General features: G+C 63.0%; 23 protein-coding genes and 1 tRNA gene. 11 read left to right on the forward strand and 13 right to left on the reverse strand.

Going from position 1 to position 24,725, the window contains the following annotated elements; genetic code table 11:
• Positions 1-196: 196 nt before the first annotated feature.
• The 5 genes from KI242_RS01745 to KI242_RS01765 all read right to left on the reverse strand — a co-directional run bounded on the left by KI242_RS01745 (position 197) and on the right by KI242_RS01765 (position 4,441).
• Positions 197-1,405 (reverse strand): methyltransferase, encoded by a 1,209-nt coding sequence (locus KI242_RS01745; RefSeq protein WP_077934982.1) that lies wholly within the window; start codon positions 1,403-1,405, stop codon positions 197-199.
• 49 nt (positions 1,406-1,454) lie between these two features.
• Positions 1,455-2,144 (reverse strand): ABC transporter permease, encoded by a 690-nt coding sequence (locus KI242_RS01750; protein WP_072452116.1) that lies wholly within the window; start codon positions 2,142-2,144, stop codon positions 1,455-1,457.
• Positions 2,144-2,836, reverse strand: a complete 693-nt coding sequence (locus tag KI242_RS01755) for an ABC transporter permease (protein ID WP_011058717.1) — start codon at positions 2,834-2,836, stop codon at positions 2,144-2,146. Before KI242_RS01755 ends, KI242_RS01750 begins: the two co-directional genes overlap by 1 nt.
• A gap of 65 nt (positions 2,837-2,901) precedes the next feature.
• Positions 2,902-3,654, reverse strand: coding sequence for an ABC transporter substrate-binding protein (locus KI242_RS01760; RefSeq protein ID WP_011058718.1), 753 nt, complete (start codon positions 3,652-3,654; stop codon positions 2,902-2,904).
• Positions 3,655-3,667: 13 nt separating this feature from the next.
• Positions 3,668-4,441, reverse strand: a complete 774-nt coding sequence (locus KI242_RS01765; protein ID WP_011058719.1) for an ABC transporter ATP-binding protein — start codon at positions 4,439-4,441, stop codon at positions 3,668-3,670.
• Between the two features lie 565 nt (positions 4,442-5,006).
• Here KI242_RS01765 and gabP point away from each other — a divergent pair.
• The 3 genes from gabP (at position 5,007) to KI242_RS01780 (ending at position 9,293) form a co-directional block, all read left to right on the forward strand.
• A complete protein-coding gene (gene gabP, locus KI242_RS01770; RefSeq protein ID WP_011058720.1) occupies positions 5,007-6,398 on the forward strand; it encodes a GABA permease in 1,392 nt (463 codons plus the stop codon).
• A 185-nt stretch (positions 6,399-6,583) separates the two neighbouring features.
• A complete protein-coding gene (locus KI242_RS01775; RefSeq protein ID WP_152685884.1) occupies positions 6,584-8,614 on the forward strand; it encodes a DKNYY domain-containing protein in 2,031 nt (676 codons plus the stop codon).
• 358 nt (positions 8,615-8,972) lie between these two features.
• Entirely contained in the window at positions 8,973-9,293 is a 321-nt protein-coding gene (locus KI242_RS01780) for a hypothetical protein (RefSeq protein WP_011058722.1), read from the forward strand.
• Between the two features lie 82 nt (positions 9,294-9,375).
• Here the strand turns inward: KI242_RS01780 and KI242_RS01785 are convergent, their stop codons facing one another.
• The gene (locus KI242_RS01785; protein WP_011058723.1) at positions 9,376-9,786 is read right to left on the reverse strand and encodes a hypothetical protein; all 411 of its coding nucleotides are present in this window, start codon (positions 9,784-9,786) and stop codon (positions 9,376-9,378) included.
• A 259-nt stretch (positions 9,787-10,045) separates the two neighbouring features.
• Between KI242_RS01785 and KI242_RS01790 the strand changes: the two genes are divergently transcribed.
• Genes KI242_RS01790 through gltS form a run of 3 tightly spaced genes read left to right on the forward strand, consistent with a single transcriptional unit; the run spans position 10,046 to position 12,989 of the window.
• Positions 10,046-10,771 (forward strand): IclR family transcriptional regulator, encoded by a 726-nt coding sequence (locus KI242_RS01790; protein WP_041115262.1) that lies wholly within the window; start codon positions 10,046-10,048, stop codon positions 10,769-10,771.
• An 18-nt stretch (positions 10,772-10,789) separates the two neighbouring features.
• Complete coding sequence (gene hutG / locus KI242_RS01795; protein WP_041115264.1) at positions 10,790-11,728, forward strand: formimidoylglutamase; 939 nt, start codon at positions 10,790-10,792, stop codon at positions 11,726-11,728.
• A gap of 52 nt (positions 11,729-11,780) precedes the next feature.
• Positions 11,781-12,989 carry a sodium/glutamate symporter gene (gene gltS, locus KI242_RS01800; RefSeq protein ID WP_011058726.1) on the forward strand — a complete coding sequence of 403 codons (1,209 nt, stop codon included), beginning with the start codon at positions 11,781-11,783 and terminating at the stop codon, positions 12,987-12,989.
• Here gltS and KI242_RS01805 read toward each other — a convergent pair whose 3' ends face one another.
• Both KI242_RS01805 and KI242_RS01810 read right to left on the reverse strand, forming a co-directional pair.
• Positions 12,990-13,967 carry an alpha/beta fold hydrolase gene (locus KI242_RS01805; protein ID WP_077933218.1) on the reverse strand — a complete coding sequence of 326 codons (978 nt, stop codon included), beginning with the start codon at positions 13,965-13,967 and terminating at the stop codon, positions 12,990-12,992.
• A gap of 49 nt (positions 13,968-14,016) precedes the next feature.
• A complete protein-coding gene (locus KI242_RS01810; protein ID WP_041751913.1) occupies positions 14,017-14,346 on the reverse strand; it encodes a hypothetical protein in 330 nt (109 codons plus the stop codon).
• A gap of 122 nt (positions 14,347-14,468) precedes the next feature.
• On the opposite strand from KI242_RS01810, the gene KI242_RS01815 reads away from it, so the two are divergent.
• The 4 genes from KI242_RS01815 to KI242_RS01830 all read left to right on the forward strand — a co-directional run bounded on the left by KI242_RS01815 (position 14,469) and on the right by KI242_RS01830 (position 17,333).
• A complete protein-coding gene (locus KI242_RS01815; protein WP_011058729.1) occupies positions 14,469-14,810 on the forward strand; it encodes an isochorismate lyase in 342 nt (113 codons plus the stop codon).
• A 252-nt stretch (positions 14,811-15,062) separates the two neighbouring features.
• Complete coding sequence (locus KI242_RS01820; protein WP_212805863.1) at positions 15,063-15,521, forward strand: carboxypeptidase regulatory-like domain-containing protein; 459 nt, start codon at positions 15,063-15,065, stop codon at positions 15,519-15,521.
• A gap of 202 nt (positions 15,522-15,723) precedes the next feature.
• Positions 15,724-16,764, forward strand: coding sequence for a DMT family transporter (locus KI242_RS01825; protein ID WP_212805865.1), 1,041 nt, complete (start codon positions 15,724-15,726; stop codon positions 16,762-16,764).
• A gap of 290 nt (positions 16,765-17,054) precedes the next feature.
• Entirely contained in the window at positions 17,055-17,333 is a 279-nt protein-coding gene (locus KI242_RS01830; protein WP_015633822.1) for a hypothetical protein, read from the forward strand.
• 73 nt (positions 17,334-17,406) lie between these two features.
• Here the strand turns inward: KI242_RS01830 and KI242_RS01835 are convergent, their stop codons facing one another.
• From KI242_RS01835 to KI242_RS01855, 5 genes are all read right to left on the reverse strand, one after another.
• A complete protein-coding gene (locus KI242_RS01835; RefSeq protein ID WP_053155986.1) occupies positions 17,407-18,561 on the reverse strand; it encodes a Fic family protein in 1,155 nt (384 codons plus the stop codon).
• A gap of 320 nt (positions 18,562-18,881) precedes the next feature.
• Positions 18,882-18,957: transfer RNA gene (locus KI242_RS01840), tRNA-Phe, on the reverse strand.
• Between the two features lie 105 nt (positions 18,958-19,062).
• On the reverse strand, positions 19,063-19,335 hold the full coding sequence (locus KI242_RS01845) for an oxidative damage protection protein (RefSeq protein WP_015633824.1): 273 nt from the start codon (positions 19,333-19,335) through the stop codon (positions 19,063-19,065).
• Positions 19,332-20,399 carry an A/G-specific adenine glycosylase gene (gene mutY / locus KI242_RS01850; RefSeq protein WP_053148603.1) on the reverse strand — a complete coding sequence of 356 codons (1,068 nt, stop codon included), beginning with the start codon at positions 20,397-20,399 and terminating at the stop codon, positions 19,332-19,334. Before mutY ends, KI242_RS01845 begins: the two co-directional genes overlap by 4 nt.
• Entirely contained in the window at positions 20,396-22,621 is a 2,226-nt protein-coding gene (locus KI242_RS01855) for an AsmA family protein (RefSeq protein WP_212805867.1), read from the reverse strand. Before KI242_RS01855 ends, mutY begins: the two co-directional genes overlap by 4 nt.
• 342 nt (positions 22,622-22,963) lie before the next feature.
• Here KI242_RS01855 and KI242_RS01860 point away from each other — a divergent pair, with 342 nt between their 5' ends.
• Positions 22,964-24,625, forward strand: a complete 1,662-nt coding sequence (locus KI242_RS01860) for an OFA family MFS transporter (RefSeq protein ID WP_212805868.1) — start codon at positions 22,964-22,966, stop codon at positions 24,623-24,625.
• Positions 24,626-24,725 lie beyond the last annotated feature (100 nt).

Genomic DNA, 24,725 nt, shown 5'->3' on the forward strand with positions numbered 1-24,725 from the left:
GGTTGCCAGGGCCTGGACGGGCCGGTTTTGTGGACCGTTTCTCATTCCTTGCGCAACTGGCTGTTTTTTCGACGGTTTATTTTGTGAACAAAAAATGACCAGCCTCTGTTTTTGGCTCCAGGCCAGGCTTTCATGGGCTTTCATTGAATTCCATCAACAGACTTATCCACAGGTCGCGACAGGCCGTCGCAGGCTCTCAACGCTCCGCCAGAAGCAGCAGATTGCGCGGGGTCAGGTGCGCAGGGCAGAAGGTGCCCAGGCGTACCTGGTAGCCCTGCTGTTGCAGAAACAATGCCCGGTCCAGCACCAGCCACAGTTCCAATGGCCGGCGGAACAGGCCGCGCAGCAGTTCCAGGTTGCGCACCTGGGCCAGGCGCTGCCAGCCGGCGGCTTCCAGGGCCGGCCAGTCTGGCTGGCCCACTGTGGATAACTCCTTGAGCGCGGCAAGGTCGCGGCAGTAGTCGGCGAAGGGCTTGTCCAGCCAGTGGCTGGGCAGCGACGGGGTAGACAGGTATTCATCGACCCCGCGCACTTGCCGCTGCAGCAGGTCGAAAGCCAGGCGGCGGGCCATGGAGCTGTCGCGCTGGCGCCGCACCCGGGCGCCGGCGGTGACGGTTTCGCTCATGGGCAGGGCCAGGTCCTCCAGGGACAGTTGCAGGTGTGATGCCTGGGCCGCTGTGGATAACCCCTGATAGTGGCTGGCGCTGGTGCGGTTGTAGCAACAAGGGGCAATGGCCAGTTGTTGGCAGCCGTTCTGGCTGGCCAGCTGGATCAGGCGCACATGCAGGTCGCCGCAGGCGTGCAGGGCCACTGGGGTGTGTCGGGCATCGAGGTGGCGGTCGGCGTCGGCGGCCAGTACATCCTGGTGCAGGTGCCGGGCAGGCAGGCCGTGGTGCTGGCTCAGCTGCGCGCCGCTGGTCACCAGCGCCGGATCGTATTCCAGGCAGGTCAGTTGTTGTCCGGGCTGCAGCAGGCGCCGCCCCAAGTGGCCCTTGCCCGAACACCAGTCGAGCCAGTGCTCGGTTGCCCGGGTGAAGTGCAGGCGGCCGGCGAAGGCTTCGATCTGCTGCCATTTGCGCCCGGGGACGTCGACACTGAGGCGCTGGCGCAGGGGCGGCAATGCCTGGCCGGGCCATTCGGCTACGGCAGACAGGGCCCCGGAGCGCGCGGCCAATTCGCCGAAGGGGGCGGGTGCCTGGAGGTGTTCCGGGTGGTTGTGGGCAGCCTCGGCGTCTTCCAGGGTGCGCTGGCGCAGCCACTGGGCGAGTTCCGGGTAGGAGGTTTCCCACGGCAGGTGCAGATGCTGGAACGGACGAGGCCGCCAGAGATCCTGGTGTTCAAGCAGGAAGCCGTCCAGGGCCTGGAAGCGATCGAGCAGCGCAGGGCCTTGGAGAATCGCAGGCATGGTCATGGCGTCCGGGGCAGGCCCGCTCCCTGGCGGGAGCGGGAGAAGATCAGCGTCCCTGGCAGGCGTCGACCCGCAGCCAGCGTTCCAGTTGGCGGAAGGCCTGGACCAGCATGAACGACATCAACAGGTAGAACACCCCGGCGGTGAAGAACATGTCCACCGTCAGGTAGTTGCGGGCGATGATGGTGCGCGCCATGCCGGTCAGTTCCAGCAGGGTCACGGTACTGGCCAGGGAGCTGGCCTTGAGCATCAGGATCACTTCGTTGCTGTAGGCCGGCAGGCCGATGCGCGCCGCCCGCGGCAGGATGATATAGAACAGCGCCTTGGGCCGGGACATGCCCAGGGCCCGCGCGGCTTCGATTTCACCGGGCGGAATGGCCTGGATCGCGCCACGCAGGATCTCGGCGATGTAGGCCGCGGTGTGCAGGGTCATCGTGGCGGTGGCGCACCAGAACGGGTCGCGCAGGTAGGGCCACATGAAGCTGTCGCGCACCGCATCGAACTGCGCCAGGCCGTAATACACCAGGAACAGCTGCACCAGCAGCGGCGTGCCGCGAAAGAAGAAGATGTAGGCGTAGGGCAGGGCGCGCACGTACCAGAGCTTGGACGAACGGGCGATGCCCAAGGGGATGGCCAGCAGCAAACCGAGAATCACGGCGATGCCCACCAACTCCAGGGTCAGCGTCGCGCCCTGGATGAACTTCGGCAGCCATTTGTAGATGACTTCCCATTCCATTACGTCGTCCTCACAAAGCCGCGGGCGGCGCGTTTTTCCAGGAAGTGCATGCCGGTCATGGCCAGCACGGTCAGGCCCAGGTACATGAAGGCCGCGACCATGAAGAAGGTGAAGGGATGCTTGGCGAAGGTCACGGCGTTCTGCGCGTGGCGCATGATTTCTTCAAGGCCGATCACCGACACCAGCGCGGTGTCCTTCATCAGGATCATGAACAGGTTGCCCAGGCCCGGCAGGGCGATGCGCCACATCTGCGGCAGGATCAGGCGGCTGAATATCCGAAACTTGGAAAGGCCCAGCGCGGTGCCGGCCTCGCGGTGGCCCTTGGGGATGGCCAGGATCGCGCCACGAAACACTTCAGTGGCATAGGCGCCAAAGCACAGCCCGAGGGCGATCACCCCGGCGAGAAACGGACTGAGGGCCAGATCGGGGTTGCCGAAATGCTCGCCCAGCGCGCTCATCATGTTCACCGTGCCGTAGTAGATCAGCAGCACCCACAGCAGTTCCGGGACGCCGCGCACGATGGTCGAATAGGTTTCGCCAAGCCAGCGCAGTGGCTTGTACGGGGAAGTCTTGGCCAAGGCGCCGAGCAGGCCGAGCACCAGTCCCAGGCATAACGCCGAGAGGGCCAGCTTGACGGTCATCAGCGCGCCGGCGGCGAGCGCCGGGCCGAATCCGTAGAGATCGATATTCATGGGGTCTGGATGGCTTTGCTAAGGACCGGCGCCCAGGGGGCGAGCGCCGGTCAGGCAAGTCAGTATCAATAGATGCTGAACGGGAAGTACTTGTCGTTGATCTTCTTGTAAGTGCCGTCGGCCACGATTTCTTTCAGGGCGGCGTTCAGCTTCTCGCGCAGTGGATCTTTCTTGCGCACGGCAATCCCGATCTTGTCGCTTTCCACCATAGGCTCGCCCTTGAACTCATAAGGCTTGCCCGCATCGCTCTTGAGCCATTCGTAGTTGACGTACTTGTCGGCCAGGATCGCGTCCAGGCGGCCGGACGTCAGGTCCAGGTAGGCGTTTTCCTGGGTGTCGTAGAGCTTGATGGTGATGTCGTCGCCCAGGTTGTCTTCCAGCCAGGTGCCGGCCAGGGTCGCCCGTTGCGCGCCGATGATCTTGCCCTTGAGCGAGGCCTTGTCGGTCTTGAAGTCGGTCTTGGCCTTGGGCGCGATGAACTGCAGCTTGTTGGAGTAGTACGGGTCGGTGAAGTCCACCGCCTGCTTGCGCTCATCGGTGATCGACAGCGAGGAGATCAGGAAGTCGAACTTCTTCGCGTTCAGGGCCGGGATGATGCCGTCCCAGTCGGAGGTGACCACGGTGCACTCGACTTTCATCTTGGCGCACAGGGCGTCGCCGATGTCCTTGTCGAAGCCCACGACCTGGCCGCTGGCGTCCTTGTTGTTGAACGGTGGGTAGGCTGCTTCGATGCCCATCTTCAGGGTCTCGGCGGCAGCGCTGGCGCTGAAGGCCAGGGTGACGGCAGCGGCCAGGAGGATTTTCTTATAGCTCTGCATGCGTGTAGCTCCGTTAGCGGTTGCTGGACATGAATTGTTTGCAGCGTGCCGAAAGCGGGTTCTCGAAGACCTGCTGTGGCGATCCTTGCTCTTCTACCAGACCCTGGTGCAGAAACACCACTTCGCTGGAGACCTGACGGGCAAAGCTCATTTCGTGGGTGACCAGCAGCATGGTGCGGCCTTCTTCGGCGAGGGCGCGGATCACGTTGAGGACTTCCTGGACCATTTCCGGGTCCAGGGCCGAGGTCGGCTCGTCGAACAGGATGACTTTGGGTTGCATCGCCAGGGTCCGGGCGATGGCGGCGCGCTGCTGCTGGCCGCCGGACAGCTGTGCCGGGTAGGCGTGGCGCTTGTCGGCGATGCCGACCTTGGCCAGCAGCGCCTCGGCCACTTCGATGGCCTCGGCCTTGCTCTGGCCCAGCACCCGGCGTGGCGCCTCGATGATGTTGTCGAGCACGCTCATGTGCGGCCAGAGATTGAAATTCTGGAAGACGAACCCGATTTCGCTGCGCAGGCGGTTGATCTGCTTGCCGTCGGCGGCTACCAGCTCGCCGTTTTTCGCGGCCTTGAGCTTGAGCTCTTCGCCGGCTACCAGGATCTGGCCCTGGTGCGGGTTTTCCAGCAGGTTGATGCAACGCAGGAAAGTGGACTTGCCGGAGCCGGAGGAACCCAGGATCGATATCACGTCACCGTCGCGTGCGGTCAGCGAGATACCCTTGAGTACCTCCTGAGTGCCGTAGCGTTTGTGCAAGTTGCGGATTTCAAGCGCGGGCGTGGCCTCAGCCATGTGCGGTCCTCATTGAGTTCATTGTGCTCCTGCTGTTGGGCGGCCTTCCTGGCGAGGCGCCAAGCTAGCATAGGGTTCCAAGCGCAGCCAACAGCGCTACCGGAGGTAAACAGACGGTGTGTGGCAGGTTGTCGCATCAGCACAGAAGACTGTCGCCCCATCAACAACCGAACGCCTGTTTGAACCCTGGATCCGCCTGAAATCCGGTAGGTGTCGCGTAAAAAAAGGCGCGATGGTGCCAGCTTTGGCCGGGTGTTGGAAGGGTTAACGGGCCAAAGGTCATGGATCTGCACTCTAATCGCTCATCGGCTGCTTTTCGGGTGTGTTTTTGGTGCGTCATTTCGTCCTGCAAGTGAGTCGGCCGGTAACGAAATGGCGAAATGCCATTGTTCTCAATGACTTGGGATTTCCATCGGTCGGCTCGCCAACCCTTGTTGCCCGGGGTTCTGTAACATTTTGGCGCAATTCTTGCGTGCGATATAAAGAACGCCCTGTTGGATTCTTTTTACGAGAACGAATGCAGACCGGGTGGAGTTACTCTTTTTTCGTTGCAAAGGTGCTTTTCATGAGCGGTACGCAACTCTCCAATGACCTCGAACAGGGGCTCAAACCGCGGCATGTGACCATGCTGTCGATTGCCGGCGTGATCGGCGCAGGCCTCTTCGTCGGCTCCGGCCACGCCATTGCCGAAGCCGGCCCCGCCGTGCTGCTGGCCTATGCCGCCGCCGGCACCCTGGTGGTGCTGGTGATGCGCATGCTGGCGGAAATGGCCGTGGCTTCGCCGGACACCGGATCGTTCTCCACCTACGCGGACCGCGCCATCGGCCACTGGGCCGGTTTCACCATCGGTTGGCTGTACTGGTGGTTCTGGGTGCTGGTGATTCCCCTGGAAGCCAACGCTGCCGCGACCATCCTGCATGCCTGGTTCCCCAACGTGGCGATCTGGGTCTTCACTCTGGTGATCACCCTGCTGCTGACCGCCACCAACCTGTTCAGCGTGAAGAACTACGGTGAGTTCGAGTTCTGGTTCGCCCTGATCAAGGTGGTAGCCATCATCGGCTTCGTGATCCTCGGCCTCGCCGCCATCTGCGGCCTGCTCCCCAACAGCCAGGTCAGCGGCGTATCGCATCTGGTGGACACCCAGGGCTTCATGCCCAACGGCATGGGCGCGGTACTGGCCGCCATGCTGACCACCATGTTCTCCTTCATGGGCACCGAGATCGTCACCATCGCCGCGGCGGAATCCCACAACCCGGGCAAGCAGATCTCCAAGGCCACCAATTCGGTGATCTGGCGGATCGGCCTGTTCTACCTGGTATCGATCTTTATCGTTGTGGCCCTGGTGCCGTGGAACGACCCGAGCCTGGCCCAGGTCGGCTCCTACCAGACCGTGCTCGACCGCATGGGCATCCCCAATGCCAAGCTGATCGTTGACCTGGTGGTGCTGGTGGCCGTGACCAGTTGCCTGAACTCGGCGCTCTACACTGCCTCGCGCATGCTGTTCTCCCTGGGCAAGCGTGGCGATGCCCCGGCCGCCGCCAAGCGCACCAACGCCAGCGGCACGCCTTACTGGGCGGTGATCCTGTCCACCGCTGCGGCCTTCCTCGCGGTGTTCGCCAACTATGTCGCTCCGGCGGCGGTGTTCGAATTCCTCCTGGCCAGCTCCGGCGCCATCGCCTTGCTGGTGTACCTGGTGATTGCCGTCTCGCAACTGCGCATGCGCCACAAGCGCATGGCTGCCGGCGAGAAGATCGCCTTCCGCATGTGGCTGTTCCCGGGCCTGACTTACGCTGTGATCGTGTTCATCGTCGCGGTGCTGGGCATCATGCTGTTCCAGGAAGAGCACCGGGTGGAGATCCTCGCCACTGGCCTGCTGAGTGTCATCGTCATCGCTGCCGGCCTGATGGTGGCCCGTCGGCGCAAGGCCGAGCGCAATGGTGCCCTGGCACTGAACTGACGGTTTGCTCCGCTCTTTATGAAAAGGCCGCGCTCAGAAATGACCGCGGCCTTTTTCATGTCCGGATGCAACTTGGGGGGCTGCTGGTGGCGGGCAGAGGCTCGCTCGCGGCCTGGCGACGGGGCGCTTTACCCACCCGGGGCGCCTGCTGATAATCCGCCACTCGGTTAGCTTGGGATGCAGCGATGAAAGACCTGGATATGGATGATGCCGAGTGGGAACTGCTCGACCTCGAATGGCATCAAGGGTTCGCCTTCGTGGAAGGGGCCCTGTTGGTGGAGGAGCGAGCCCGGGACGTCTACCTCATGCTGCAGCGTGAAGGGCGGACCCCGGCTGAGCAGGCTTGCCAGGCCGCGACCGAGCAATTCCCGGCTTCCCCCCTGGTAGAGGGCGAGCCGCTCTGGCGACATCGTGTTCATCGGCACCTGCTGCGTGATGCGCGGGCCGATTATTATGCGTTGCCCCGTTACTTCGCGCGTTATGGCTACCACCCGTTGCAAGCCTTGCCGGTGCGTGTGTGTCGGGGCTTGCAGAGCCTGGGCCATGACCATTGGCGTGATCAGTGCCGTGCCTACTTCTGTCATGACTACGGGCAGGAGGTGATCGACGGCGCGCAGCCTGAGCGCCTGGCGCTTGTGCACCCGGTGCCAGAAAACTGGCCTGCGGGGTCGGTGCTGTTCAGTGACGGGGACAAGGTCTTCCTCGGCGCCCGAGCGATCGCCAGCGCGGAGCAGCAGGTACGCGGTACCAACCATCCGGCTTATCAAGTGATCAGCGGCCAAGTCTGCCGGGGCGGCGTTGTGCTGCATCAGAAGGACGGTTCGCCGTTGCCGATTGCCAATCCGGATGGCTTCCAGATGCTGGCCTGGCGCTGGGGTACGGATGGGCATTCGGTGATCGTCCAGGCGCAGCAGGGCTCGAGCATCGCCTATGAGTATTTCTACCGCATCGACAACGTCGATCTGGCGACTTTCAGCGTGCTCAACGAGCGCTACGCCAAGGACGCACGGCGGGCTTATTACCTGACCGGAAAAACCCTGCGCTATGTCGGTGACTTCCGCCTGCTGAACCGTGTTCAGTCGGTGTTCGATGCCGGTGGCCGGATCTTGAGCCAGAGTGAAGCGGCGGACCCGTACTTTGCCGTGGACGATCAGTTCGTCTACTGCAATGGCACCCGCCTGCGTGGTGCCGATGGCCCGAGTTTCCGTCACCTGGGATTCGATTACTACGCTGACCGGCATCGCGTCTACCGGCGCAGCAAGCCGCTGGACGTGGATGTAGAGAGTTTTGTAGTGGCCCAGCTGGAGCGTGGCGAAGGCAACTATTCGCCGTTGCTGGTGGGTGACAGGCACGGCCCGCTCGGTTCGGATGGGGTGATCGATGACACCATGCTGCAAGAGTGGTCGGCGTACTTCGAGGCGCATCCGCAGTTGCAAGATTATTGGTGGCATCGCTTGCAGGCACCATCGGCGTCAACAGCCCAGGCCTTGCGTTCCATCGGCTCCGGGTTCGAGCTGGGGAGCCAGGTGCACTTCCATGGCCGCCCCATCAATGGTCTGGATGCCGGCAGTTTCAAGCTGCTGGACACACACCTGTGTGGCGACGCCAATGGCTTGTATCTGATCCCCTTTCATCGCGCCGAGACCCGGGTGCCGGAGCGATTCTCTTCGGCCTGCGCCGATCATTACCGTGCCCTGGGCGGCCCGTACCTGACCGATGGCCAGAGGGTTTTTTGCCACAGTGTCTTTTATCAGGTGCCCGAGCCTATGGCCAAAGCGGATCTGGCCAGCTTCGAGTCATGCGGGCATGGCTGGGCCCGGGACAAGGGGGCGGTGTACTACTACGGCGCAAGAAAGAAGCCCCTCGACCCGGCGCACACTCGCGTCATGGGCAGCTACGCCTTCACCGCGACACTGATGTTTGCTGCCGGCAAACCGCTGGAGGTTGAATTCAGCCCGGAGGAAGTGATGGTTCCTCATCCGGACTTTCTGCAATTGGGCACGCGCAAGCTGTTCTGTGGCCGGCGGCCGGTGAGTGCCAAGCGCATCGACCTGGCCAGCCTGGAGTTTGTCGCGGACCGCTATGCTCGCGACAAACAGCGTTTCTACCAGTACGACGGCTACGCGACACTCAGCGAAATCAGCGCCGAGCAGTACCACCAGGCACTGAAGAAGGCCCCGGCAGGGGACGCCGGCTCTGAGAGTTTGGCGTTCTGAAAGGCAAAAAAGGCTGCCGTCAGCATTGACGGTGGCCTTTTTGCTGGATTTGTGACTTGTTACATGGCGTTTCATGGACAGCCCGCTGGCGAAATAGTAGCCTGCGCGCTCTTCGATAAGAGCTCTTGCGTGCCAGCGTGAGAGGAGCTATGGAATAGCGCTGTATTGCAAGGGATTGAATGCTTGTCGGGGCCCTGAATCCGCCTTCTGCCTCTGTCCCTTGTTCCCTGCGTAGCCGCCATGGTTCCTGAGTGTCAGCGCCTGCCTGACAGTCCCGGTTCGAAGAACGAGCATTCAGGGTTCAATGGTGATCGCCCGGCCATTGGTCCCTTAAAGAAAGGGCGGCAAGGAGACGCGCATGGCGTTCACTAAAATCATCTTCAAAAACCCGAACACCGGAGCCATCAAGGAAGCGCCAGTTGGTTTCTCCTGGACCGTGTTCTTCTTCGGCTTCATCCCGGCACTGTTCCGCGCCGACTGGAAATGGGCTGCCATCATGTTCCTGCTGGCCATGTTCACCTTCGGCCTGAGCAACCTGGTGTTCATGTTCATCTACAACAAGCTGTATGTACGCGACCTGATCGGTGCAGGCTTCAAGGCCCAGTCCATCGCCAGCGGCGACCTGAACTTCGCCAGCTCGCGCATCGGCATGGAAATCCCTCGGCTGGAAGCTGCCTGAGCATCACGCCAGGCTGTTTAGCTGAAACGGAAAAGGGCGCATTCATTGCTGAATGCGCCCTTTTTTCATGCCCGGAAGAAACTCAGCCTTCGGCGCTGAACAGTGCCTGGGATGCGGCCATGTAGTCGGCCTGGAAGGCCTCGGACTCGATCCAGGCCAGGGCCGTGGCCTCGTCGGCCTCGGTGGACCAGTTACGGTATTCGATCAGCGCCGCAAGGATGAAGTCCGTGGCGCCCTGTTCGCCCTCCTGCTCATAGACCAGCTCCAGCAGCGGGTCCGAGAGGAAGACCGTGCACAGCGCCTGCTGGCTGGTTTTCTCGGCGTCGCGCATCTTCACGAACAGCTCGGTCAGGTCCACCGATTCGAAGTCGATGCGGCTGTCGTTGGGGTCCAGTTCCAGCTCCGAGGTCGGTGCAGTGCGCTTGGCGCGGTTCTGCTTGGCCTTGGCCTTTGCCCGGGCGGCACGTTTGTGTTGTTTGTCGATCGATGCCATGGGCGTCTTACCTTGTTGCGCAAAGGGGCGGCGCTCGCGGATTCGGGGCGAGCGGCCGGTCAGGCGGGAAAGGATGCCAGCAAATCGCTGCGCTGGCACCCGCCAAGGCCTCAAGACGGGTACCGACGACCCTGCATGGGCCGAGGTCCATTGCGGCGCAGCACCTGTGCCAAAGGTTTTTTGCAGCCTTTTCCCACTGCCTGGGAATCTGATTTCATTTGCCGGGAAACTCCATGCACCATGGCTGCAAGAGGCCGCTATGCACTACCACACGCCCACTGACCGTCTGCTGCAAATACTCGTGGCCCTGGGGCAATCCCCGGAGGCCATGTCTGCCAAGGAGCTGTCGCTGAACCTGCAGCAGCCCCTGAGCAGCACCTATCGCCACCTCAAGACCCTGCTGCGCTGGGGGCTGGCCCAGGACAATGGCCAGGGCCGTTACCTGCCCGGGCCTGCTTGCCTGCAACTGGCGAAGAAGTTCGACCGCGAAGGCCTGCTGGTGACCCTGGCCAAGCCGGAGCTCAACCGTCTGGCCGAACTCAGCCAGGAAAGCGTCGCGCTGATGGTGCCAAGCAACGGGCAGGCGATCTGCATCGAGCTGGTGGACAGCCCGCAGCCCTTGCGCTGCTGCTACCAGAAAGGCCTGGCGCAGCCGCTGCTGCTGGGCGCCTCGGCCAAGGTGTTGCTGGCCTACATGGAGCCTGAGCTGTGCTTGTCGATCCTGCGCCAGCAGGGCGTCGAGGAGGCGGATTTCGCCGCGCACCTGGACAGCTACGGGGCCATTCGCGCCGCCGGGCATGCGGTGAGCCTGAGCGAGATCGATCTGGGCATCTGGGGTGTCAGCGCGCCCTTGCTGGACAGCCGTGACCGCTTGCAAGGCGCCATCAGCCTCATGGCCCCGGCGTTCCGCGCCGAACAGCGCAGTGACCGGCTGATCCGCTGGACCCGCGAAGCGGCCCAGCGCCTGAGCGCCCGACTGGATTGAATTGACTGGAGCAAGACCATGATCAGCACCGCCCCCATGCACCTGTGGCAGGGTCGTATCGACCTGGCCGAAGGCCTTGCCGCCCGGCGCTGGCACCAGTGGGTGCAGCCCTGGGCCGAACAGCAGCCGGCGGGTATCGCCTTGCTCGGGCTGGCCTGTGACGAGGGGGTCAAGCGCAACCAGGGGCGCACCGGTGCCAGCCAGGGCCCGGCAGCCTTGCGCGCGGCCCTGGCCAACCTGGCCTGGCACGGCACCGGCCCGCTGTACGACGCAGGGGACGTGACCTGCACCGACCACCACCTGGAAAGCGCCCAGCAGCGCTACGCCGAGCGCCTCGGCCTGTTGCTCGAACAGGGGCACCTGGCCCTGGGGCTGGGCGGTGGTCATGAAATCGCCTTTGCCAGCTTCAGTGGCCTGGCCGATCACCTGCGCCGCCAACAGCCCTGCCCGCGCATCGGCATTCTCAATTTCGATGCCCACTTCGATCTGCGCCATGCGCCGCAAAGCAGCTCCGGTACGCCGTTCCGGCAGATCGCCGAGTACTGCCGGCAGGCCGGCATGCCTTTCGAGTATTGCTGCCTGGGGGTCAGCGAGTTGAGCAACACCCAGGCGCTGTTCGAGCAAGCCCGGGAGCTCGATGTGCGCTACCTGCTGGACCGGCAGATGCAGGGCTGGAACCTGCCGGCAGTCGAGGCCTGCCTGGACGCTTTTCTCGACGGTATCGACGTGCTCTACATGACCCTGTGCCTGGATGTGCTGCCGGCCAGCCAGGCTCCCGGCGTCAGCGCGCCCTCGGCCCACGGGGTGGATGTACAGGTGGTCGAGCACCTGGTACGCCGTGCTCGGGCCAGCGGCAAATTGCGCGTGGCCGACATTGCCGAACTCAATCCCGGGCTCGACCAGGACCAGCGCACCGCCCGTGTGGCCGCGCGTCTGCTGGCCAGCCTGATTCACTGAGGGGCATGCCCCTCGCCGCGCAACACCACAATGACAAGAAGAGATGTTTGCCATGCCGACTTTTGAATTGGACGCGCTGACCACCCTGGCGCTGGCCCTGATCCTGCTGGGGGTGGGAGCCCAGCTGAAGAAACGCAGCCGCTGGCTGACCCAGCTCTGTGTCCCGGCGCCGGTGATCGGCGGTTTCGGCTTTGCCCTGATCGTCTGGCTGCTGCGCGATCAGCAACTGCTGGCGATCAAGCTCGACACCGCGATCCAGACGCCCTTGATGGTGGCGTTCTTCACCACCGTGGGCCTGGGGGGCAGCCTCGGCCTGCTGCGTCGTGGCGGCAAGATCCTGTTCGTCTATCTGGGGGCCTGCTGGTCCCTGGCGCTGCTGCAGAACCTGGTGGGGGTCGGTGCCGCCAAGGCGCTGGGCATCGACCCGCTGCTGGGCATCATGGCCGGTGCGGTGTCCCTGGAGGGTGGCTTTGGCGCGGCGGCGGCCTTTGGCCCGATCGCGGAAAACCTCGGGGCGGTGGGGGCCACCACGGCGGCCCTGGCCTCGGCCACCTTCGGCATGGTTGCCGGCGGCTTGCTGGGCAGCCCGCTGGCGCGCTGGCTGATCGAGCGCAACCGCCTGCAGATCCAGGCCGATCAGGTCAGTACCCTGCAGCACCTGGAAAGCGCTGCCCAGGGTTCGGTGGCGCCTTTGGATGCGCCGACCCTGCTGCGCCTGCTGACCTGCATTCTGCTGATCATGGTGCTGGGTTTCTGGATCGGCAGCGCGCTGAACGAGCACCTGGGCATCGTCCTGCCAAGCTACGTGGGGGCGATGTTCGTGGCGATCATCCTGCGCAATCTCAATGACCGGGCGCGGATCATCGACATCCCCGACAGCGCCGTGAGCACCCTGGGCGACGTATGCCTGGGGGTGTTCCTGACCATGGCCATGATGAGCCTGAAGTTCTGGGAACTGGAACAGCTCGGCCTGCCGCTGCTGGTGATCCTGGTGGTGCAGGTGCTGGTGATGGTGCTGCTGTGCGTATTCCTGCTGTTCCGCCTGTTTGGCGGCAACTACGACGCGGCGGTGTTGTGTGCCGGCTTCATGGGCCACGGCCTGGGGGCCACGCCCAATGCGGTGGCCAACATGGGCGCGATCTGTGATCACTACAAGGTCTTTTCCTACAAGGCCTTCATCATCGTGCCGCTGTGCGGTGCGGTATTGATCGACATCGTGGCGATCCCGCTGATCACCTGGTTCATCAACGCCTTTGCCTGATCAGCGCCCCGGCGTCAGCTCTTGCCCCGGGCTGTTCGGGGCCGGGCTTGCGTGCTGCAGCCAGTGCAGCAGCAGCGGCCAGAGCCGGCTTTCGAAGCGGCTGTGGAAGAAGGCGAAGTGGCCGATCTCGAGCTCACCGATGTCCTCGGGGCGAATGCGCCAATGGGTGCGCGTGCTGTTGTCGAAGTAGCCCAGTAGCCGCTCGATGGCTGCCACGGTGCCGAAGGGGTCGTCGCTGACGCTGATGGCGAGGATCGGGGCGCTGACCTGGGCGAAGGGCTGCCCACTGCGCTCTGCGGCCAGCCTGCGGCCGCTGGGGCGGCCTTCGTAGCGTGGGTGCGGGGTGGCCCAGTCGCGGACCACCCCGGCGGGGGTGTCTTCCATCCAGCCCAGGCGCTTGCCGGGGAAGTAGCCGTACAGGCGGGTCAGCAGGGGCATCAGCACATGCCACTTGCCCAGCATGCGCCAGCGCTGGGCGGGCACGTAGTCGCGCCAGTAGGCGAACTGCGCCCCCATGGTGGCCGCGCGGCGGATCACCCCGGCGGAGGCCGCCAGGCCCAGGGCGCAGCCGCCGAAGCTGTGGCCCACCACGTCGATCGGTTGCCCGGGAAACTCGCGCCGGGCGCGTTGCAGCATGGCTTCGAAATCCAGCGCGCCCCAATCCGACCAGGATGCCTTGAGCCCCTTGAGCGAGGCCGGGCGCGACTCGCCGATGCCGCGGTAGTCGTAGGTCATCACGTCGAAGCCGTTGGCGAACAGGTAGTCGGCGAAGCGAAAGTAATAGCGGCAGCGCACCGAGGTCGCGGCGTTGATGATCACCACTGCGCGCGCCGGATCGGCTTGCGCGTGGCGCCAGCTGAAGCCGCCAAGGCGGAAACCGTCCGCCGCCACTTCGCTGAAGCGTTCACTGGGGCCGGGCGCCGGCTCGGCAGTGGCGGGGCGGGCGGCAGGCAGGTCGGGCGAGGGCAGCAGGGACATGGGCGGTTGTTCCTTGGCGGCTGTAACGGGCCGGAGCGACCCCTGGCGTTCAGCGACGATTTTTTTGTGCGCCCATTAATACCCGGGCGATCCACAGCGCGGCAACTGCCAGGGCACCCAGCAACAGGGTGCTGGTGCCCTGCCAGAGCAGCTCGATATAAAACTTGGTGGGCTGCAACGCCTGGCTGTAGGCGAGCTTCGGCCCGGCACGGTTGCTGGTGACGATCTGTCCGTCCAGCAGCGCGCTTACCAGGGTCCAGCCCAGCAGTGCAGTCAGTGCCAGCAGCACGCTGCCGATCAGCAAAAAAAACCAGGCCCCGCTGCGGGTCTTGCCGGGCTGGGGGTGGGGCAGGCGGACTCGGGTTCGCTTCTGGTTCACGAGAGCAGTTCCTTTGCGCCCGGATGGGCGGATGCCTGCAACTTTACTCCCAGGCGGGCCCATGGGAATAATCCGGGCCCGGTCGAGCCCGGGTATCCCTATTCGTCGATGGAGCCTTGAGCATGGAAGTGAAGAACCAGATGAGCCCGGAACAATGCCAGGGCATGGACGATATCCGCCGGGAAATCGATGCCCTGGATCGAGCGGTCATCGCTTTGCTCGGCGCGCGCTTCCAGTACGTACTGGCGGCATCGAAATTCAAGACCTCGGCGGCCACCGTGCGCGCCGAGGAGCGTTTCAAAGCCATGTTGGCCACTCGTCGCGATTGGGCGGCGGCCGAAGGCCTGAACCCGGATGCCATCGAGAAGATGTACAGCGATCTGGTGCAGCACTTCATCGCCGAGGAGATGAAGCATTGGCAGGCGGCGCAGGCTCCGAGCCGAGGGGCTGGTCCCCTAGCCTAGGTACCTTTGGTTAAAGGCCTCACGCCGAATCGATCTAAACCGCCCTGTGTCAGGTTTTACACTCAATAGCAGGAGCTATGGGCGAGTCTGGTTGCACAGGGCGAGCGAGGGTTTTCATTCGGCTTCTGGCCTGAGACATGGCCTGGCCATTCAAGATGAAGCAGGGGAGACCCGGGCGCTGCCGTCCCGGGGCCAGAGGCCTGACGGTGGCGTCCCATTCAGTGGTTCGAGACGAACCCGGGAGTGGTCATCATGAAGTCCTTTTCTATGAGTGTCCTGTCAGGTGTTATCGCGGTGCTGCTATTGGCCGCACCAGTGAGCGTGCGCTCCGCCTCCACCAGCAATGAGCCGATCGACCCGGCTGGCGTGCAATTAGAGCCGCTGCAACAGAACGGCATTTCCTATGTCAGCGGCGGCATCGGCCTGGACGAGTCGCGGGCCATTCAGCAGGCCAAGGGTTACAACCTGCACATGACCTTTTCCGTCGGCTCAGGGAATGAATACACCTCGGATGTCGATGTGCTGATCCAGAACCCGCGAGGGCATCAGCTGTTGAGCCTGAGCGGAGTGGGCCCGATCGTCTTTGTGCAGTTGCCGGCCGGCAGATACCAGGTCATCACCACCCGCAAAGGGCTGGAACAGCGCAGCATGGTCGACATGAAAGTGGCGGCTATGCGCGATCTCAACATCCACTGGAATAACGGTTACTGAGAGAGGGGTGGTGGGGTGCCCGGCGTTGAGCATGGGTGATGCCCAATTCCAGGTCTGAAAACCCTGAATCGAAAGGTTCAGGGTTTTTGCTATTGGCTGGGAGAGGGCGCGCTTGTCTGGTGCGGGGCGATTCACATCATTTCCACACAGGCCAAGCCATCATGCGTCACCGCACGCAACGAGCCTGACAGGCGATCCGAATATGAATCTGAGTGTTCTCTATGCATTGGCTGCCGCCGCCTTGTTCGGCGCCAGTACGCCGCTGGCCAAGCTGTTGGGGGTGGATGTTGCGCCGATGCTCCTGGCCGGGTTGTTGTATCTGAGCAGTGGTGTCGGCCTGGCCATTGTTCGTTTCGCTCGGGATCGAGGTTGGCAACGTACGGGGCTGACGGTGCGCGAGTGGCCGTGGCTGATGGGAGCCATCCTCTTTGGCGGCGTGCTTGCCCCGGTCGCCCTGATGTTCGGCCTGACACGGACGGCGGGTGCCACCGCCTCATTGATGCTCAACCTGGAGTCGGTACTCACGGCGTTGCTGGCGTGGGTGGTGTTCAGGGAGAACGCCGATCGACGGATCGTGATCAGCATGATTGCCATCGTATTAGGCGGGATCGTTCTGTCATGGCCGCACCAGAGCGCCACTGCGCATGACTGGACGGGACCGCTGGCGGTGGCTTTCGCCTGCCTTTGCTGGGCCATTGATAACAACCTGACCCGGAAAGTCTCCGCCTCGGATGCGCTGTTCATTGCGGGCAGCAAAGGCTTGGCGGCGGGGGTGGTCAACACCAGCCTGGCGTTGGCCATCGGCGCGCAACTGCCTGCTGTGACCACGCTGGGCCCGATACTGCTGGTGGGGTTTCTGGGGTACGGCGTCAGCCTGGTGTTGTTCGTCCTGGCCCTGCGTGGGCTGGGCAGTGCGCGAACCGGGGCGTACTTCTCCACGGCGCCATTCCTGGGAGCAGTGATCTCGATTCTGATCCTGGGCGAGCCGGTTTCTCTGTGGTTCCTGGTGGCGGCGGCACTGATGGCCATCGGCGTGTGGATTCACCTCATGGAGAATCATGCCCACGAGCATCAGCATGAGCCTCTCGCGCACAACCATCGCCACCGGCATGACGAGCACCACCAGCATGAACACGGCTTTGAGTGGGACGGCTCAGAGCCCCACAGTCATCCCCATGAGCACGCGCCGATCCGGCATAGCCACGCGCACTTCCCCGATATTCATCATCGGCACAAGCACTGAGCGGGCCGGTTACTTTCAGTCACCAGGTGAGGGCTTGCGCTGCTCGGACCTGCTCTTTGCTCTGCGCCGGTCGCTGCCAAATCAGCGGCCGGGCGTAGGAACCCGATCATAAGATGCGTACCAGCACCCAGCGCTTTGGGTGTTGTTTGCTGTCTATGCGTTATGGCAGCTGTACGCGGGCACGCTTCGGCGTGGCCGGATCTTGTGACCGGTTCCTACCCCCGCGTGCAGCTGCCACCTGGCCGGTAGGAAGTTGGGTGGTAGCTCCTCACACACAAGGAGTTTCACCAATGAACGGATATATCCCTCTTCACCACACGCCAGCGGACAACCCCGTCCTGCTGATCAATCCCCATGCGCCGCTGGTCGATCTCCTGGCCTGCGCCGATCAGCGCATACGCGCCCTTCACAAACTGATGAACAGCCTGTCCTGCATGACCGCGCAAACGGCCGACGCCAGCGACCTGTTCCAGATCGCCGACATCGCCGCGCTGCTGCTCGGTGATGGCGTGGCCCTGCTCGATGTGGCTCAGGGGCGGGAGATGGAGCGGGCGGATAAGGCCTTCTGATTGGCGCAGGCGCTGCGCCAGCGCGCCCAGGATCAGTTTGATTCTGGGCGCCCTTGGAGAGCCCGAGAGAGTGTCATGGCGCCTCAAGCGGTGCCGGTATGAACCCTTGCTCTCGAAGCGCCTTGATCATTCCTCTGATGAGGTAGCTGTTGGAGAAACCGATGGTGTATTGCCGGGCGTTGGCGCTGATGGGCAATAGCATGCCCTGGTCCACCAGTTTCTTTATTTGATAGGTCCTTTGTCCGGCAGTCAGCTTGGGCAGTGCCTGGGCGATGTCGCTCGACTTAACAACGCCTGACTTGATCGCTGTGGTCAGTACTGTTTCTTCCGCTGCAGTGATCCATTGTCGATCCCGAGCAAAGGTAATGGCAGGAGCCAGGATGTGCCGGGTCAGGTAGCGATAGTCGGTGAGGCGATTGACCTTTTCCAGGTCGTCCCTAATGCCCTCTAGAACGTAAGTGCACCAGGCCTCCAGCCCGGCCTTGGTTCCTTGGTCCGCGGTGGCGAGCATGGCGTAGTAACGTTCCCGATCATTGAAAAAAACAGCGGTAGGGTTGAGTACACGGCCACCCGTATCGACGTTGAAGCCATATTTCATCAGCTGTGCATAAGTCAGGAGGCGCACCACGCGGCCATTGCCGTTGCCAAATGGGTGAATCCAACCAAACCGGTGATGGGTCAAGGCCACTTTCATCAGGTCGTATTTGGGTAGGTCCTCTCGATTGACGAACTCCACCAGCTCTTGCATGTAGCTGGGCACCATCAGGGCATCAGGAGGTAGGTGGGCGGCCTGAGCGATCTGTACTTCGCCCTGGCGATACGCTCCAGGCGTCTTATCGCCCTCTCGCTCCAGGTCCTGGACGGTCATCGCGTGCAGCTCTCTGATGGTGAGCTCGGTGATTGGTGTTCCCGGGCCAATGGTTTGCTCGATGTAATCCATGGATTTTTCGATGTTCGCCACTTCGCGTAACGGGTCGGTGTCCTGGGCTGTGCCTTCCACCTTGCTCTCGATGTAGTCGGCAAGCGTTGTGTGGTTGCCCTCGATGCGCGCCGAACCCAGGCTTTCCAGGATGTGGAAGATCGTTTTCAGCTGATAGAAGACCGCAGGCGGCGTATCGCCTTCCAATCGCAAGCGCCGAAGGTGCTCAAGCTCGCTCAGCACGTCCACCAGAGGGGAGTCGAAGGATGGGTTTAGCAGCTCAAGTTCGTGATGGAAGAATGCAGGCATTGTGCAAACATCTCGAAAGCCGAAAAAATTATCTATGATTTTTTTGCTATAGGCCCTGTTCTATAGGGGTTCTGCTCGAATATCAAAAGATGATTATCTCAAAATGGTACTTCACTTAAGTGAACGCTTGAGAAAAAGCGAGGCGTGATGCGCTGTGTGGGTGGCGTGATGGTCGCGCAGCGGCTTGGTTGTGCAGGAAAGAAGGCCGGGGTGTCGAGCAGGGGGAAGGGAAGGGCTGAATTGCAGGCAACAAAAAACCCGCACTAGGCGGGTTTTCTGATTGCTTTCACGTGATGTAAACACCACCTGAAAGCTGAAGGTGGTGCCCAGAGACGGAATCGAACCGCCGACACGGGGATTTTCAATCCCCTGCTCTACCGACTGAGCTATCTGGGCAACGGGGCGCATTAAACGGGTTTTTCAGGGGGGCGTCAAGCAAGTTTTGAAAAAAATGTTTAATTATTACCGTCGCTTACGTTCCACCCCCGATTTTCAACAGCTTTACTCAGCCGGTGGCACGTAGCCGTCGGCCTTGGCGTATTCCTCGCCGGAGAAAAATTTGTCCATCTCGCCCTGCAGATATTTGCGGTCTTCGGCATTCATCATGTTCAGGCGCTTTTCGTTGATCAGCAGGGTCTGGTGTTTCTGCCAGTCAGCCCAGGCCTTGGCCGAGACGTGTTCGAAAATATCCTGGCCTTTGGCGCCCGGGTACGGGGGGCGTTCCAGGCCCGGCAGTTCTTCCTGGTACTTGCGGCACATTACGGTGCGGGTCATGACGACTCTCCTGCATTCAAGACTTCGGCCGCGCGTTTGAGCAGTGTTTTCACCGGGGCGGCAAGGCCCAGGCGCGGCGGGGTGGCGAGGTTATACCAGAGCCAGTCGGCCTCGGCGACGTGCAGGGCCGACTCTTCGACCCGGATCAGCCAGGGTTCGATGGCCAGCTGGAAGTGGCTGAAGGTGTGCACCAGCCCGGGCATCTGCTGTTGCTGGCCCAGTTCCAGGGAGTGCTGCAGGGCCAGGTGCTGGATGTCGTCCAGGCCATCCAGCTCCGGCAGGCTCCACAACCCGCCCCAGAGGCCGCTGGAGGGCCGCCGGTAAAGCAGGATGGCGCCTTCGCGGTTGGCCAGCATCGGCATCAGGGTGCGCTTCTGAGGCACTTCCTTGCGTGGCTTGGGGATCGGGTAGCGGGTTTCCAGGCCGAGCATGTGGGCTTCGCAGCCGCGCTCCAGAGGACACAGCAGGCAGCTGGGCTTGCTCCGGGTGCAGAGGGTCGCCCCCAGGTCCATCATCGCCTGGGTGTAGTGGTTGACCCGGCTATGGGGCGTGAAGCGTTCCGCAGCGGCCCACAGCTGCCTGGCCACCTTGGGTTCCCCCGGGTAGCCCTCCTGGGCGGTGAAGCGTGCCAGCACCCGCTTGACGTTGCCGTCGAGGATCGGCGCCCGCAGGCCCATGCTGATGCTGGCGATGGCGCCGGCGGTGGACAGGCCGATGCCCGGCAGCTCGGTGAGTTTTTCCACATCCCGGGGAAACTCGCCGCCGTATTCGGCCATGACGATCTTCGCGGTCTTTTGCAGGTTGCGCGCCCGGGTGTAGTAGCCCAGGCCGGTCCACAGGTGCAGCACTTCGTCTTCCGGGGCTTCGGCCAGGGCCTGCACCGTGGGCAGCGAGGCCATGAAGCGGTCGAAGTAGTTGAGTACGGTGCTGACCTGGGTCTGTTGCAGCATGATCTCCGAGACCCACACCCGATATGGGTTGATGTCCTGCTGCCAGGGCAGGTCATGGCGGCCGTGGCGGTCGTACCAGTCCAGCACCGCCGTTGAAAAGGCCTCGGCTCTCATCGCTTGAACAGCCCCTTGAGCGCGTTCTTCAGTTCCGGGCTGACCTTGTCCCCCAGTTTCTCGTCGATCTTTTGCTGCAGGCGGTCACCGGCCAGCTTGGCTGCTACCTGGCCCAGGCCGTCCTTGTCCAGGCGGCAGGCCTTGGCCCCCAGCTCCAGCGGGCCGCGGCAGCGCAGCGGCAGCTCGATGCCGGTAAAGCGCTCGCCCACCTGGCAGGCCGGGTCCGGGTTATCCCGCAGGTCGCCTTCGACAATGATGCCGACCCGGTAGTCCATGCCCAGCACTCGCAGGTCGATGTCGCCGTTGCCGTTCACCGTCATGCCGGGGATGCGCACTTTCAGGTCCGGGTTGCTGGCCACGCCATTGCGCAGCGTCAGGTTGCCCTTGAGCTCCTGGAAGGGCGTGTCCTTGCCCCGTGGCGTGCTGCTGAGGTTCTTGCGGTTGAGCACGGCGATGCCCTGGCACAGCTGCTGTTCGATATTGGCGTTGAGCAGCACGCCGTTGTTGATGACGAAGCTGGCGGTGCCGTTGAGGCTGTCGATCAATGCCTTCTGGCTGTTGCCGCTGCCGCTGAGGTTGCTGTTCAGGGTCACCAGGCCCTTGACCGGAGGATTCTGGCCCTGGCTTTCGAGGATGCGTTCCACCGGCACCCGGTTGATCTTGGTCTGCAAGCTCAACTGCGGTGTGCTCTGGCGCACATCGAGGTTGCCGCTGGCATCGAAGCTGCCGTTGTACAGCTCGCCGCGCAGGCTGGAAAGCTTGAGCAGGCCACCCTGGCCGGAGGCCTTGAGTGCGGCATTCTGGATCGGCAGCTTGTCCAGGGTCAGTTGGCCGAAGCTCAGGTCGGCATCGACGTCGAGTTTGCTCAGGCGTTCCACCGGCAGCAGGCGGTCGGTGCTCCAGGCGCCCTTGGTCGGTGCGTTGGGCAGCGGGGTGCTGCCGGCTCCGGCCATGGCATCGGCTTCGCTGCTCTGCACTTCGGCCTTGCGTGCCGATGCCGCGCTGTTGGCTTCGGCGGACTTGGGCGGCAGGTAGCGGTCGACATTGAAGGTGTCAGCCTTGAGCTGGGCGCGCAGGGATTGCTTGTCGAAGTCCTCGATGGCCAGGCGGCCGCTGAAGGTGCTGTCGTCGAGCTTCAGGTTCAGGTCTTCCAGTGCCAGGCTGGTGGGCGTGCCTTGCAGGCGGCTGACCAGCTCGACCTTGCTCAGGCTGCCTTCACCCATGGCGGGCAGGGTCTGGCCGATGCTGTCGACGAATCTCGCCAGGTCGAACTGGGCAATGGAGATGCCGCCGCTGATCTGCGGGGTCTTGTCCAGGTCGTTGACCTTGAGCTCACCCAGGGCGCGCAACTGATTGAGAGAGACCTTCAGGCCGGTCCACTGGGCAACGTTGGCGGCCTGGTCCAGCAGCAGCTGGCCCTGGGCTGCGAAGGTCAGGGTCTTGCCTTGCAACGGGTCGCCGGCGGCTTCGCCGGACAGGCGCATGTCTTCGAACTGGTAGCGCTTCAGGGCGCGGTCGAAGCGCAGTTCGCCATTGAGTTCGGTGCGCACGCGCACTGCGGGTTGGCTGCTGGCGAGGAAGGCCGTGAGCTTGACCGGGGTGTTGGTGGCTTCGTGAATCGGCCCGGTACTCAGCTGGATGCTTTCGGCGGTGAACTGCTTGTCGGTCTGTTCATCGTTGTACTCAACCCGGGCGTTGTTCACGGTCAGGCTGTCGATGTCCAGGCGGATCGGCTGCGCGGGTTTGTCCGCGCCGGCTGGTGGTTGGCTGGCTTCGCCGGTGCTGGCGGCCGGAGTCTCGGCCTGCTTGTCGGTCGGTGCGGCCTTGCCAATGTCCTGCCAGTTGCCGTGGCCGTCCTTGTTGCGGGTCAGGCGCAGGTTCAGGCCTTCGACACGCACATCGCTCATCTGCACTTCGCGGCGCAGCAGCGGCAACACCCGGACCGACAGGCCGAGCATCTGCAGGTCGGCGAAAGGTTGGGTCGGGTTGGCCAGGGTGGCGACGCCGGCATCGTGCAGTTCCAGGCCCAGCCAGGGGAACAGGCTCCAGCCGATGTCGCCATTGAGCGTCAGCTCGATGTGGGCCTTGTCGCGGGCAATCTGGCGAATCTCGTCTTTGTAGTCGTTGGGATCAAACAGGTGGGTCAGGGCGAAGCCCAGAGCCACGATGATCAGCAACAGCCCGAGAATTACCAGACCCAGGATTTTGCCGAACGCTTTCATGGGCGAGTCCTTGTATGTCGAATTCAAAATTTAGCGGGGGAGTATAGCGCTCTGAACCTGACGACTGGTCACCCATTGCAGTTAGAGGTTTTTTCGTTGTAGCGGTTTTTTTTGGCCAGCGGCCTGGCCTGTGGGCAAAGCAGCTGCGGGAAAAAAGGTGATGTCAGTTTGGTTTTTTAGTTTGTCGCAAATGGTAACCTCTCGCGGTTCGTCCGCCCTTGTGCGACTTAATGTCGCGTCTGCCCAAATGGAGCTTTACTTAATAAAACGACCGCGCCGTTGTGCCAAGGTCGTCGCAGAAGAGTGGCCGATGAACAATTCTAATAATTGGGGGAAACATCCATGAGCACTAGCAACGCGGCGGCCAGTCCGTCCGCTCAGCCAGCGTTCTTGTCCAAAGAACGCATCATCGCCAAGCCCGGTTTCAACCGCTGGCTGGTTCCACCGGCCGCTCTGGCCATCCACCTGTGCATCGGCATGGCCTATGGCTTTTCGGTGTTCTGGCTGCCGCTGTCCAAGGCCCTGGGCGTCAGTGCGCCCGTGGCTTGCGAGCCCGGCATGGGCTTCATCGCGCAGATCTTTTCGTCCCAGTGTGACTGGCCGATCTCCATGCTCGGCTGGATCTACACCCTGTTCTTCATCTTCCTGGGGTGCTCGGCGGCGATCTGGGGCGGCTGGCTGGAACATGCCGGCCCGCGCAAGGCCGGTGTGGTTTCGGCACTGTGCTGGTGCGGTGGCCTGCTGATCTCGGCGCTGGGGATCTACACCCACCAGATCTGGCTGATGTGGATAGGCTCCGGGGTCATCGGCGGTATCGGCCTGGGCCTGGGCTATATCTCCCCGGTGTCGACCCTGATCAAGTGGTTCCCGGACAAGCGCGGCATGGCCACCGGCATGGCGATCATGGGCTTTGGCGGCGGCGCCATGGTCGGTGCGCCCCTGGCGGCGGCCCTGATGGGCCACTTTGCAACGCCGACCAGCGTTGGCGTGTGGCAGAGCTTCCTGGTGATGGCGGCCATCTACTTCGTGTTCATGATCGGTGGCGCCCTGGCCTACCGGGTTCCGCCTACCGGCTGGAAGCCTGAGGGCTGGACCGCACCGGCGAAGAAAGCCGCCAATGCGATGATCACCCACCGCCACGTGCACATGAACGTGGCCTGGAAGACCCCGCAGTTCCGCCTGGTGTGGCTGGTGCTGTGCCTCAACGTTTCGGCCGGTATCGGCATCCTCGGCATGGCCTCGCCCCTGCTGCAGGAAGTGTTTGCCGGCAAGCTGCTGGGCAATGGCCTGACCTTCAGCCAGCTGGACGCCGGGCAACTGGCGCAGATTGCCGCGATTGCCGCCGGCTTCACCGGTTTGCTGAGCCTGTTCAACATCGGCGGGCGGTTCTTCTGGGCGTCGTTCTCCGACTACCTGGGCCGCAAGAACACCTATTTCGTGTTCTTTGCCCTGGGCTTTGCCCTTTATGCGCTGATCCCGAACCTCGGCCACCTGGGCAATATCGCCCTGTTCGTGGCGGCGTTCTGCATCATCCTGTCGATGTACGGCGGCGGTTTCGCCACGGTGCCGGCCTACCTGGCGGACCTGTTCGGCACCCAGATGGTGGGCGCTATCCACGGTCGCCTGCTGACCGCCTGGGCCGCGGCGGGCGTGCTGGGCCCGGTGCTGGTGAACTACCTGCGCGAGTACCAGCTGAGCATCGGCGTCGAGCGCGCTGCGGCTTACGACATCACCCTGTACATCCTCGCCGGCCTGCTGGTGCTGGGCTTTTTGTGCAACCTGCTGGTGCGCCCGGTGGCCGACAAGTACTTCATGACCGATGAGCAACTGGCGGCCGAGCAGGCCCTGGGTCATGACAAGGGCGCTGACAGCAGTGTCGTGCTGGAGTGGAAAGCTTCGTCCGCCAGTCTGCCGGTGGTGATCGCTGCCTGGCTGGTGGTGGGCATTCCCCTGGCCTGGGGTGTGTGGGTGACCTTGCAGAAGACGGCGGTGCTGTTCCATTGATGGCTTCGCCGGCAAGCCCGCTCCTGCTCAGGAGCCGGCTTGCCGGTGCACAAGGTGCCTCGGTCTTGTAGGCCTGGCACCTCACCAGCAAGTCAGTTTC

The organism is Pseudomonas sp. Eqa60 (assembly GCF_018326405.1).
GTDB lineage: Bacteria > Pseudomonadota > Gammaproteobacteria > Pseudomonadales > Pseudomonadaceae > Aquipseudomonas > Aquipseudomonas protegens.